At 36.9% G+C, this 12543-nt stretch carries 14 protein-coding genes; 7 read left to right on the top strand and 7 right to left on the bottom strand.

Annotation, left to right across the window (positions count from 1 at the left end; all coding sequences use genetic code 11):
• Positions 1–31 precede the first annotated feature (31 nt).
• Positions 32–859, top strand: a complete 828-nt coding sequence (locus tag CES88_RS14695; protein WP_290736020.1) for a ChaN family lipoprotein — start codon at positions 32–34, stop codon at positions 857–859.
• A 4-nt stretch (positions 860–863) separates the two neighbouring features.
• Here the strand turns inward: CES88_RS14695 and CES88_RS14700 are convergent, their stop codons facing one another.
• On the bottom strand, positions 864–1289 hold the full coding sequence (locus CES88_RS14700; protein ID WP_290736023.1) for a hotdog fold thioesterase: 426 nt from the start codon (positions 1287–1289) through the stop codon (positions 864–866).
• Positions 1290–1568: 279 nt separating this feature from the next.
• Between CES88_RS14700 and lpxC the strand changes: the two genes are divergently transcribed.
• A complete protein-coding gene (gene lpxC, locus CES88_RS14705) occupies positions 1569–2489 on the top strand; it encodes a UDP-3-O-acyl-N-acetylglucosamine deacetylase (RefSeq protein WP_290736026.1) in 921 nt (306 codons plus the stop codon).
• A 208-nt stretch (positions 2490–2697) separates the two neighbouring features.
• Positions 2698–3324: a hypothetical protein gene (locus CES88_RS14710; protein ID WP_290736029.1), complete on the top strand. Its 627-nt coding sequence runs from the start codon at positions 2698–2700 to the stop codon at positions 3322–3324.
• On the opposite strand, the gene ruvB is transcribed toward CES88_RS14710, so the two are convergent.
• From ruvB to CES88_RS14730, 4 genes are read right to left on the bottom strand one after another with little or no spacing between them, the layout of a single operon-like run.
• On the bottom strand, positions 3313–4302 hold the full coding sequence (gene ruvB, locus CES88_RS14715) for a Holliday junction branch migration DNA helicase RuvB (protein WP_290736031.1): 990 nt from the start codon (positions 4300–4302) through the stop codon (positions 3313–3315). The two genes, CES88_RS14710 and ruvB, sit on opposite strands and share 12 nt — an antisense overlap.
• A 2-nt stretch (positions 4303–4304) precedes the next feature.
• Positions 4305–4955: a Holliday junction branch migration protein RuvA gene (gene ruvA, locus CES88_RS14720; RefSeq protein ID WP_290736034.1), complete on the bottom strand. Its 651-nt coding sequence runs from the start codon at positions 4953–4955 to the stop codon at positions 4305–4307.
• 3 nt (positions 4956–4958) lie between these two features.
• On the bottom strand, positions 4959–5501 hold the full coding sequence (gene ruvC / locus CES88_RS14725; protein WP_290736038.1) for a crossover junction endodeoxyribonuclease RuvC: 543 nt from the start codon (positions 5499–5501) through the stop codon (positions 4959–4961).
• A gap of 40 nt (positions 5502–5541) precedes the next feature.
• Positions 5542–5715: a hypothetical protein gene (locus CES88_RS14730; protein ID WP_290736040.1), complete on the bottom strand. Its 174-nt coding sequence runs from the start codon at positions 5713–5715 to the stop codon at positions 5542–5544.
• 113 nt (positions 5716–5828) lie between these two features.
• Between CES88_RS14730 and CES88_RS14735 the strand changes: the two genes are divergently transcribed.
• From CES88_RS14735 to CES88_RS14750, 4 genes are all read left to right on the top strand, one after another.
• Positions 5829–6701, top strand: a complete 873-nt coding sequence (locus tag CES88_RS14735; protein ID WP_290736043.1) for a bifunctional 5,10-methylenetetrahydrofolate dehydrogenase/5,10-methenyltetrahydrofolate cyclohydrolase — start codon at positions 5829–5831, stop codon at positions 6699–6701.
• Positions 6702–6745: 44 nt separating this feature from the next.
• A complete protein-coding gene (gene gcvT / locus CES88_RS14740; protein WP_290736046.1) occupies positions 6746–7825 on the top strand; it encodes a glycine cleavage system aminomethyltransferase GcvT in 1080 nt (359 codons plus the stop codon).
• Positions 7825–8211, top strand: coding sequence for a glycine cleavage system protein GcvH (gene gcvH / locus CES88_RS14745; RefSeq protein ID WP_290736049.1), 387 nt, complete (start codon positions 7825–7827; stop codon positions 8209–8211). Before gcvT ends, gcvH begins: the two co-directional genes overlap by 1 nt.
• Positions 8212–8480: 269 nt before the next feature.
• The gene (locus CES88_RS14750) at positions 8481–8789 is read left to right on the top strand and encodes a hypothetical protein (RefSeq protein ID WP_290736051.1); all 309 of its coding nucleotides are present in this window, start codon (positions 8481–8483) and stop codon (positions 8787–8789) included.
• On the opposite strand, the gene CES88_RS14755 is transcribed toward CES88_RS14750, so the two are convergent.
• Both CES88_RS14755 and CES88_RS14760 read right to left on the bottom strand, forming a co-directional pair.
• A complete protein-coding gene (locus tag CES88_RS14755) occupies positions 8790–9746 on the bottom strand; it encodes an energy transducer TonB (RefSeq protein WP_290736052.1) in 957 nt (318 codons plus the stop codon).
• Between the two features lie 63 nt (positions 9747–9809).
• A complete protein-coding gene (locus tag CES88_RS14760; RefSeq protein WP_290736055.1) occupies positions 9810–12539 on the bottom strand; it encodes a PBP1A family penicillin-binding protein in 2730 nt (909 codons plus the stop codon).
• Positions 12540–12543 lie beyond the last annotated feature (4 nt).

Raw genomic sequence — 12543 nt, forward strand, 5'->3', positions numbered from 1 at the left:
TTATTTAAAGACAATATATATTAGGAAATTTATGAAGAAAATCATTCTCTGCCTACTTTTCTCTTTAAGCTCACTGGCCAATATTGTTTCTATTTATAAGACTGAGACAAAGTCTTTTATTTCTTACGAAAATTTTATAAATGAATTGAATGATAGTGGATATATTGTTCTTGGAGAATTCCATAACTTTGAAAATATTCAAACGGCCCAAGCAAGAATTATCAAAGACAAAACACTTAGCTCAAACTCAACTGAAAGTGTTCAGATCATGTGGGAATTCATTAATCACACTGATCAAGAAAGCATCAACACTAAGTTCAATGCTTTCGTAAATGGAAGAACAAACTCAGTAAGTTTTGTTAGTGAAATTGCTGGAAAACAAAATATTAGTTACGCCCCAATTATGGAAGTTGCCAAAGAGTTTAATAGTGCCCCAATCGCTCTCAATCTTCCTAGAGAATTAAAAAAGAAAGTCATGGAAGGTGGAATTTTGGCCATTGATCCAAAATATATTCCCGCACATCACTATGTCGGCGGCGATCAATATAGAGAGAGATTTTCAAATGCTATGGGTGGGCACATGCCTCCACAATCATTTGAAAAGTATTTTCTTGCTCAATGCTTAACTGATTCTGTTATGTCAGATATTGCCAATAAGAATGAGTTAAATCTAAATTTCATCATTGCAGGATCCTTCCATACAGACTTCTTTGATGGAACAGTTTCTAGATTAAAAGAAATTAATTCAAGCAAGGTTACAACTTTAAAAATTACGAATAATGAACTTTTTGATTCTGAATTTATAACTGGCAGCGAAGATTTCGGAAGCTACGCTGATTACATCGTAATTACTGAATAAAAAATTATCTCTTATTAATGATCGCCATTGTTAGTCTTGATACACAAACAAGTCCACCATCTTCATTAAAGATTTTAATTTCCCATACGTGAGAGCTCTTTCCGATATGGACCGATTCGCAAAACCCCGTGACTAACCCCTGTCTTGCGCTCTTAATATGATTTGCATTTATACTCTGCCCAACTGCTGCGAACTTAGTGCTATCAATCACAAGGTTTGAAGCAATACTTCCTAGGCTTTCAGCTAGTACGCAAGACGCTCCACCATGTAGTAATCCAAAAGGTTGCTTAGTTCTCTCATCAACAGGCATTGTTCCTTCAAGGCCATTTGTATTTAACTTTGTAACTTGTATATCTAAGAGTCCTGTCATGCTCTTTTGACCCATCTCATTTATTGAATTTAGATCATAATCTTGAAACCAAATACTCATAATCACCCCATTTTATTGGCAACAATATTAGTTATTTACGAACATTGCCTTATGATTTGTCTTATAAATATACAATAACTGGAAACATTACAATTTGGCTAAATTACTATTCAAAAAAGGAGTACAATCTGTTAGTAATCCAATTGTTAGAAATTGGATCAAAAGGCAATTTTTTCTTCTCATAAGAAATCTTTAGAGTTGTCAGGTATCATAAGTATTTGAGTTGCCATAACTTACGCACACGGTTAAGATGATAACTCGATGAAATTTGGAAGGTAAATGATTTATCAACGCACTATTGCTAAAAAAGTTGAAGTTACTGGTATAGGAATCCACTCAGGTAAGAAGGTTACAATGAACCTTTATCCTGCAGAGGCTGATTACGGTATTCAATTCAAGAGAGTAGACTTAAACGACGCGCCTGTTCTTAAGGCCGAAGCGATGTCTGTGGGTGCGACTGAAAATAACACGACTATTGGTGGCGGTGTAAATGCTGTTCACACTGTAGAACACCTTCTCTCAGTTCTTTACGGACTGGGGATCAATAATGTCTTCATTGAAATTGATGGCCCAGAGGTTCCAATTATGGACGGCTCAGGGGCTTCATTTGTTTTCCTACTTAAAGAAACAGGAATTCAAACACTAAATAAATCTAAGAAATTTCTAGTTGTTCTAGAGCCAGTAACGGTTGAAGTTGACGATAAGTGGGCGCGCATTGAACCTGCATCAAAGCTCATTATTGACTCAACGATTGTATTCACTCACCCAATGATTAAAACTCAGCAAAAGAGTTTTGAGTTCTCTTGTGAGAATTATATTAAAGAAATTGGAAGAGCGAGAACATTTGGACTTCTTCGCGATGTTGATATGCTTAAAAGAAAGGGCCTTATTAAAGGTGGATCTCTCGACAATGCTATCGTTCTTGATGAGTTCAAAGTTGTTAATAACGAAGGTTTAAGATTTGTAGACGAATTTGTTCGTCACAAAATTCTTGATACAATTGGTGACATTAGTCTCCTTGGTTATGAAGTCGCTGGAAAAATTACAACTTTTAAATCCGGTCACAACTTACATAATCTACTATGTAGGAAACTTCTTGAAACTCCTTCTGCCTATGAAATAGTTTCTGCGAACTCACTTCAAAGAGAAGCTGTGGAGGCTTTTGATCTTCCTCAGAATATCTTTCCAACATTCGCATAATCAGTAAGTTAGCACAGTATAATATATGTAATAGATTCCAGACTGCTTGAATAAGTATTTATTTATGATAATAAACTTGAAGCAACACTCAATGGGTTTAAGGCCTGTGAAGATCTCTTCAAATCTAACTCTTACTTTTTTACATAATTAGCCATTTCTTTATTTAAAAATGATAGTATTCAATAAATCTATTTTATCAAGGATCACTATGAAAACTATTATTGCGAGTTTACTAATTCTATCGTCTCTCTCAGCTCTATCATCTGAAAAGATTACACCTGTTAAAGTTTTTGATGGGACAAATGCAACATGTAAGTCAAGCCAGGATCATTACACTTATAAATTACAAGCACACCTTGTTCAATCTGTTGAGACAACTATTTCAAATGAAACCCTAAATCTTGATATAAAAACAGTGATGCTTTCATGTGACAAAAATGATAATGGATATGCTTTTAGTGAAAAGAATATTTTTACAGACTTCACTTACAATGCCTTCAAAGGTGTTACTTCTGATAATCAACCAATTTTTGAAGCCATCAAAGTTTCTACAAACTTTGCAGATCTCGTTATTTTTAAAGATGGAAATTACACAAAGATTGCCTCTATCAAAGCTACTAATACTGATTCAGTGACAACAAATTTCTCAGAAACAGTTGCTCTAGAAGATGTCTTATCTACAGAAGAGTTATTAAAGTACAATGAAGGTGAGACTATTTCGAAGTCTCTAGACTTCTTCTTGCTTAGAAATATTAATGTTGAAGGTTCTCAAATATCAGAAAGATTTTCTCAATCTTATGGTGCTTTCAGATTAAAGCTAAAACTAGCGAAGTAAATGTTTCTTCGCTTTTTCTGAAATCTCACGCCCTCTTGGGGTTCTGATTAGGAACCCCTCTTTTAGAAGAAAAGGCTCATAGACATCTTCAATAGTCGTTCTGTCTTCAGATAACGTAGCACAAAGAGCTTCGATACCAACAGGACCTCCACCATAATAATCGTGAATAACCTCTAAAACTTTTCGATCCATTCGGTCTAGACCAAATTCATCGATTTCCATAAGATCTAGAGCTTTTGCAACAGCACTTTCGCAGATCGATTCCTTCTTTTCAATGATTGCGAAATCGCGAACCCTTCTTAGAATTCTATTAGCAATTCTTGGAGTACCTCTGGAGCATCTTGCGATGTGATTCTTTGCTTCCCCCTCCAGACCTATTGTTAATTTCTTTGAGTTATTTTCTACAATCGTTGCAAGTTCTTCGTGCTCATAGAAATCAAAGTGTAAGTGGGCCATAAAACGATCCCGAAGTGGACTTGAAAGCAATCCCGATCTTGTTGTCGCACCAATTAAAGTAAAGGGAGAGATGGCAATTTCCATGGTTCTGGCAGAAGCTCCCTCACCTATCAATATATCTAAGCGATAGTCTTCCATCGCAGAGTAGAGAATCTCCTCAACAGCTATATTCATTCGATGAATTTCATCAATAAAGAGAACATCCCCTTCTTCTAAATTTGTAAGTATCGCTGCAAGGTCACCTTTTTTTTCAATTGCTGGTCCAGAAATGACATGAAGATGTGAGCCAAGAGAGTTTGCAATAATCATTGCGAGAGATGTTTTACCAAGGCCAGGAGGTCCCGAAAGGAGAACATGATCCATTGCTTGTTTTCTTATTTTTGCAGACTCAACCATCACTTCAATATTTTGAACAACTTTGCGTTGACCAATATATTCAGAAAAGTTCTCAGGTCTTAGAAAGACCTCTCTTCTCTTTTCTTCAGTGTTAGAATTGGATTCAAAAACTCTCTCTTCAGTCATAATTACACTTCTTTTAAGACAAGATGAACTAATTGTTCAGGTTTTGTAATTTCATTGGTGGCCAAAATTTTCTGGGCCAAAGGGATTATTTTTTCTTCTTTAAAACCAAGTTCTTTACAGGCCATTATTGCATCTTTAATGATTAAGTCTTGGTTATTAACAGTAGTATTATCTTCGGCCTCTTCGATCAATCCTTCAACTGAAACCGGAACGACTCCAGGCATTTCCTGAATTCCCATAGACTTATTTGAATACATCTTAATTCTAGAAATCTTTCCTTGAAGATCGAGAACCATTTGAGCTGCGGCTTTACCGCCAATCCCTGGAGCCTTTGTTAAAGTCTTCTTATCATCAAAGAGAATGGAGTTTATAATTTGATCAACTCCAACTGCACCAACAAGGCTAAAAGCAGACTTTGGTCCAACACCTTTTACACTAGTAAGTAATTCAAACATTTTCTTTTCGCGAATTGTTTTAAAACCATAGAGTTCTTCACTCGCTTCTCGAATCACATGGGATATAAAAATAGATGTGTGCCTTCCCTCAGGAAGAACTTGCGTAATGTAAACTTGATAGCCTATTCCAGAATTTGTAAGAACGACAGCTTCAACACCATCACTAAAAATTACTTCACCTTGTAAGTGTCCTATCATGACTTATACCCTATCTTTAAAAACGCTTTTTAAGCTTCTAGATTTTGATTTAATACTCTTATTTTGAACTGAAACTTTTCCTGTATTAAGCGAATGGCATAGTGCAATTGCAAGAGCATCTGACTCATCACTTGAGCTAAACTCAATACTTCCAAAAATCATTCTTAGAGATTTCTCTATCGCGGCCTTATCCGAGTGCCCATAGCCACTAACTGCAGACTTAATTAAGTTGGGAGAATACTCAAAAACTTTTCCTTGATGAGTTTGTAAAACAGCAGCAAGCATCGCCCCCCTTGCCTGGGCAAGCTTAGCCAACGATGTAACACTCTTAACATAAATGAGAGATTCAACAGAAACTTCATCGGGAGCATATTCATTCATTAACTCTTCGAGAGAGTTGTAAATAACCGCTAAGCGGTCCATGAAGTTATCAATTTTGTCATACCTTAATGTTCCAGAGGCTAGATAAGTTATCTTTCTGCCATTCTTTTCAATTAAGGCCCATCCCGCTTTTCTTGAGCCTGGATCTATTCCCAGAATTTTCATTCTTTAATAGTACATGGGTCTTTAAAAGATCGTCTAGAAGCTATCCCTGTCCTTTGCTCTTTAACATACTTCCGAAATAGAATGCTGCCGAGCCACCAACTAATTGAATAAGCTCGATTTGTCCGTAGTCACCTTTATTTAATCCTGCAAAAAGACATAGACCCACCGAAGCAAAACCAATTAACTGCAGGCCTAAACCCAAATAAAATAGCACGAGGCACTCCTTAATAGGTTTAAAAGCCGTACTATAAAGGGTATAAATAGAAAGATCAAAAGAAACGTTAAAACAATGACTTAAATGTCTAAAAGTACGATAAAGGTTCAAAAGTGGTTTCTGAAAACACTCTCATTTTAAAGTCAAAACCCATTGTAAGAAAATCATTACAGATTCTTGCTGAGAAAAGTAATTCTCTTCGTGAACAGGGAATTACTCCATGTATGAAAGTCATTCTTGTAGGGGATAATCCCGCAAGTCTTATTTACACTAGAAACAAGAAGCGCTTCATGGAGAAATTTGGTGCTGAATGCGAGATAATCAAACTTCCAAGTGAGTTAACCGAAGTCGACTTTCTAGCGAGAGTTCAAAGTATTGTCTCTGATAAGAATAATCACGGTTGCTTCATCCAGCTACCGCTACCAAAACAACTTGCTCATATAGATGTTGGTGAACTCATTGAGCCCTCTAAAGACGTAGACGGCTTCAATAAGGCCAATATAATGAATCTCTACAAGGGCGAAAAAGGAGAAAGGGCCTTAATTCCTTGTACTCCTAAGGGAATCATCACTCTATGCGATTACTATAATATAGAACTCGCCTCTAAGAGAGTTGTTGTCATAGGCAGAAGCCTCATTGTTGGAAAACCTATGAGTATGCTTCTTACAAATCACAACGCAACCGTAACTCTTTGCCACTCAAAAACAGTGAACCTTGAAGAGCATACAAAGTCTGCAGATATTATAATTGTGGCAATCGGAAGTGCTAAATTTCTAAAGAAGGGCCATCTCTCAGATTCTAAGAAGCAATACATTATTGACGTTGGCATGAACCACGACGAGGACGGAAAACTCTGTGGCGATGTAGACTTTGAAAACGTAAGAGATTATGTTGCAGGCATTACTCCAGTACCAGGAGGAATTGGGCCTATGACAATTCTCTCTCTGGCCCAAAACCTTTTACAAGCTGCTGAAAACCGCTTATAAAGTTAGCAAAAATAGAATTTAAACATTTATGAGGAGAGGCATTTATGAGCCTTTTAAAAACATCTCTACATCAACAACATATCGACTTAGGCGCTAAAATGGCCGGGTTTGCAGGCTTTGATATGCCACTTCAATACTCTTCAGTTAAAGAAGAATCAATTGCAGTTAGATCAAGTCTAGGTGTTTTCGATGTTTCACATATGGGAGAATTCTTTGTTACTGGCCCAGATGCTATAAGCTTTGTTGACTTCATTATTACAAATGATTTCGCAGGTGCCGAGATGGAAAAAGCCGTCTACTCACCACTATGTCGTGAGGATGGAACAGTTATCGATGACCTTATTGCTTACAAGCTCGCCGATGAAAAAGTTTTAATATGTGTAAATGCCTCAAATATAGAAAAAGATTGGAGTTGGATTTCTTCAAAGACTGAAGGATTTAATATTCAATTAGAAGATCAATCTTCCAAGTATTCTCTGCTGGCCGTTCAAGGGCCTAAAGCAGAAGAAGTTCTCAAGTCTCTTGAAGTAATCAACGACTCAGATAATCTTGTTTACTATAGCGCTAAAGAACTCACAAGAATGAATGAGCAAATTATTGTTGCGAGAACTGGCTATACTGGGGAGGATGGTTTTGAAGTCTTCACATCTCATGAGATGGCGGCAACTCTCTGGTCCAAACTACTGGAAAGTGGAGCAATACCTTGTGGTCTAGCTTCTAGAGATGTCCTCAGACTAGAAGTCTGCTACCCACTCTATGGACACGAATTAAATGATGAGCTAACTCCTCTCGACGCATCTTTAAAGTGGACTGTTAAATCTTCTAAAGATAAATTCATAGGGAAGGCTGCCCTTGAAGCTTCGACTCCGACAAAGAGACTCGTTAAACTAAGTCTTGAAAAAGGGATTCCAAGAGAGGGTTACAATATACTCAATATGGATGACCAAGTAATAGGTGTTATTACTTCTGGAACAATGTCGGTAGAGCTCTCCAAAGGGATTGCGCTAGGTCTTGTAGACAGTGACAAGTTTCCAAAAGATAAGAAGTTTAAAATTAATATTAGAAAGAATAATATAGAAGCAAACTATCATACAAAAGCATTTGTTACAGGAGGACACAAGTAATGTCTCACAACATCCCTAAAGAATTAAAATACACAACTGATCACGAATGGGCCCAACTAGAAGGAGATATTGTCTCTGTGGGGATTACCGACTTTGCACAATCTGCACTTGGAGATATTGTCTTCGTTGAGCTACCAGAAGTTGGTGATGAGCTTTCAAAAGAAGATTCTTTTGGAGTTGTTGAATCTATAAAGTCTGTCAGTGATTTATATGCCCCATTAAACGGCGAAGTAGTAGAAGTTAATACTGAACTTGTTGATTCTCCTGAGTCTTGCAACGAATCTCCGTATGGATCTTGGATGATTAAACTTAAGGTCAGCTCTTCTGATGAGTTCAACTCTCTTATGAGTCCAGAAGCTTACCAAGAACACTGCGAAAGCCTTTAACCATCTATTTCTAGGGACTTCCCGTCCCTAGAAACATTGCAAGAAAAAAATTAAAAAAAATCATTTTTCCCTGTCAACGGCCTCCAACTAAAAATTACATAAAAATTAACAAAAACTTTCTAACATTTATTTAAATTCAAAAATAGAGAAATTTTTTTTAGAGATTGTAATTTTTTCCCTTTACGAAAGGCCCTGAAACTCGCATACTGGCTCACGTTCTCAAGAGAATACCACTCGTAATTTTTTAATTTCATAGGTTAAAAATATATATGATTTCTGAAACACAAGAATCTGTTCAACTTTTAAATACTGCTATAATCAAGAGTAAAGAAAAGAAAATAGATAATAACTTTGAAGATAGATTAGCGGATGCTTGCCATTCTCCAGAAATGGAAGCGCTCTCTGTTGCCATTACTTTTCTTGCAGAAAAACAGAAAATTTCTCGCGATCAGGCTGCCATTTCTTTAATAGAAAGAATGAGAGAACTTGATTCAATTTGGAATGATTATGTAATGATGGAAGGGATCAGTAACTTAAAAGATCTTTTAACAAAATCAAATCATCCTACTAAGCAGTAGTTACGACTTTACAACAAATCCCCATTCAATTTGTGCGCGACCATTTTTAATTAATCCAGCTGGTGGATTAGGAAATGGTCCTGCTCTATTAAATGACTCTATTGCAGCTGTGTCTAGCTCATTAACACCACTCGTGCTCTTAACTTTCACTTCTATGATATTGCCCTGCTGATCAATAGTTATTCTTAGAGAGGTTACTTTATTAATGTCACTAGCAAGTCTTCTTCCAGACTTCCACATCTTCTCAGCCTGCTTACGGAGAGAGTCTCCCCAGTGCTGCTCTAACTTTTGTCTTATTCTAAAATAGAAACCATAGTACTTATACTCGACAGTATTAAGTCTCGTCATATCCGCAAGAGGAATATCCTCCATAAAGTCATTATTGCTGGCCAGTCCTTTTAACTTCTTACTTCCACTCTTAGTTCCAAGGGCGGGAGAATTCGCAGTTGTTGGCTGTGTAAGAGCTAAGTTTCCAAGAGATAAATCTTCAAACTTAATCTTCTTAGGCTTCTTTGTCTTGGCCATCTTCTTCTTTGTTGGATTTTTCGTGACCTTTTTAATCTTCCCTTGACTCGACTTCTCAACAGACGTCTGTACTTCTTTAGCACCAGTTCTAACACCAAAGCCTGCTGACTTAAAGCTTCCATTGAGAGCTGCCTTTGTCTCTCGCTCGACTCTTTGATCTTGCTTACCAAGGAATTTGGCCTTCACAGGAGTTTCCTTACTTTTTTTAAGTTCGGTATTAACAATTTGCTTTGGTTGCTTAGACTTGGTTTTAAAAATAAGACGAACCTTTTTTGGCTTCTTATTTTCAACTGTCATTTTCTTCGTTGTTGACCAATCTACATGAGAGACAAGAAACCCCACATGGAGGAAAACTGAAAAAACAATTGAGAGAATAGCAAATTTCTTAAATTGCTTTTTCTCTTGTTCTAAATTTGAGTCTTCTCTTCTCATAAAATTCCCCAGAGTTATGACACTCTAAGGAACTTATCGGTTTATTAGAAAAAAAATTTATGATTATTGATTATTATAATAATCATCTTCTTCGAGAAATTGAGAAGAATCCTCGGACTTTAATTTTTCAACATCCTCTACCTTTTTAGAGCCTGGTTCAGACCCTTCTACAAAGGTTTCGAGAAAATTATTAGCACTAGATGGCTTCGCCAACTTCCCAGTCTCTTTATCAATTAAGACATTTACAACGCCTAGAGGAGCTTGAAAGTCATACTCCCCCTTCTTTTTAATTCCTGCACGCATAAACTCTTTCCAAATTGGAAGTGCAGACTTAGCCCCAGTCTCTCCCCATCCTAGAGTTTTATTATTATCAAAACCTGTCCAAACGCCAGTAACAATATTAGACGAAAAGCCTAAAAACCATGCGTCTACATAATTATTTGTTGTTCCAGTCTTTCCACCGAGAAATGCGCTTATATCTCTCACATTCCTCCCTGTTCCATGCTGAACAACTCCTCTTAAAAGATTATTCATTATATAGGCCAACCTCGGATCATAAACCTGATCCCCCCCGAGGGCCAAGAGGTATGGATTCTCCTCTACCTTCTCCTCCGCTGCTTCTTCCTCAGTTCCTAGCGTATTATTTGCCAGAACTTCTTCGGCCTTAAGTTCTGGAACCTCAGGTTCTACAGGGGCATCTGTTTCACTAATTTCATAATTCTTTCCAAACCTATCCGTTACAGAAAGTATTGACTTAGGTTTTACAATCTTTCCTCCATTTGGAAAAATCGCATAGGTCGCAACAATATCCATTAAGGTCACACCAAAAGACCCAAGAGCTAGACTTAAGTCTTCGTCGAGCTTTGCTTTAAAACCTATTCTCTTTGTAAATTCTAAAATTTTATCTACACCAATATCAGAAGCGAGCCTAATCGTTGGAATATTTCGAGAAGTTTCAAGAGAGTTTCTAAAAGTCATTGGCCCTTTAAATTTTCCATCATAATTTCTTGGTTTCCAATTTAAAGATGAATCTACTCCTCCAAGTGCTTCCGGTGAATCCATCAAAGTACTTGCTGGTGTAAAACCATTTTCAAGTCCCGCAGCAAATAAAATTGGCTTAAAAGATGAACCAGGTTGTCTGTGAGACTGAATGGCGCGATCGAATTGAGACTTTTCGAAATTAGCCCCCCCAACCAAGGCGATGATTTCTCCGGTCTTAGGATCAAGGGAAACAAGTGCTCCTTCGGCTTCAGGCTCTTGATCTAATGAGAAGTGGACATATCTCTCTTGTCTTACGAGATTATAATCCTTTGAAGATTTAAACGTACTTTGAAAAGCTTTCCAAAAATGTCTACTTATCTCTGTCGATTTACTTTGAATTGTAACATTAATAACATCTCCAACTTTTAAAATACTCGAAGGATTCGTCACGTAAGGATAGAAGTGTCTCTCTTCTGAAATATTTCTCTCATGGGCCCATCTAAAGCCTTCATACGAAATAAATCCATTCAAGCCTGCGTAAGAAACATAGATAATTCGTGATCTATTATCAATCCTTCGAACTACCGCTTCATACATTTTCTTAGTGTCTAATAAAGATATGATTGGGTCTTCTTTAATATTTCCAGGAAAATATCTCTTACTCTTCAATTTCCCAAAGAAGTTTAAACGATACTTCTCTCTAGCCTCTGTAATCTCTTCACTAACTTCTGATTCGTACTTTCTTGATAAGTCTTCATTTAAAGTGAAGTACATTGACTTCTCTTCATGCAGCTCTTTTCTCTGTTTTTGTAAAAGCTCCTTTACCAAGTCTTCTGTTTCTAGCGACCTTAATGGCCCCTTAAACCCTTGTCTCTTATCAATTTCTTTAACACCTTTATAGACTTCTCTCTCCGCAACAACTTGAAGATCGTAATCAATAGTTGTTTGCACTTTAAATCCATCTGTTAAAAATCTATCATTCCCCACGGCCTCAACAACTCTCTGCCTAACCCAGTCAGTTAAGTAACCTGCCTTAAATTCACTATTCTTTCTTATTCTAAATTTAATTTTTTCAGCTAGAGCACTCTTATACTCTTCTTCCGTAATTTTTCCCGTCGCATACATTCTCCCAAGAACATAGCCTTGTCTCTTTTTGGCATATTGTGGATTTATATAAGGTGAGTATTTTCCCGGAGCGACAAGAAGTCCCGCTACGATAGCACTTTCAGCAATAGAAGCCTCGGTAAGCTCTTTTCCAAAGTATCCTTGAAACGCCGCTTTTACTCCATAGTATCCACCACCAAGGTAAACTTGATTTAAGTAAAGAAAGAGAATTTCTTCTTTCGTAAACTTTTCTTCGATTCTCTGGGCCAAGAGAAAGTCTTTAATTTTCCTACTTATTGATCTCTCTCTGCTAAGAAGAAGAGATTTTGCAACTTGCTGAGTAATTGTTGATCCACCCTGAACAACTTTTCCAGCTTTTAGATTTGCAATGAAGGCCCTAAGAACACCTAGGTAATCAACACCTTTATGTTCATAGAAATTATCATCTTCTGCTGACAAGAAAGCATTTATAACTCTCTTTGGTATTTCGTCCATTTGAGCAATATATCTTGTCTCTTTTCCTATCTCTGTTAAAACTGTTCCATCCTTAGCAAGAATTTGACTTGGAATTGCTGGATTATAGTCAGCTAAAGAAGAAATTTTAGGTAGTCCAAAAGAAAAGTAAGCAACTACAAGAACGACAATGAGCCCCCCCAAAATAGCAGAGCCTAAAACAAATCCTGTTAATCTCAAAAGTATTTTTTTCATTAAA

It is taken from the genome of Halobacteriovorax sp. JY17, from assembly GCF_002753895.1.
Taxonomy (GTDB): Bacteria; Bdellovibrionota; Bacteriovoracia; order Bacteriovoracales; family Bacteriovoracaceae; genus Halobacteriovorax.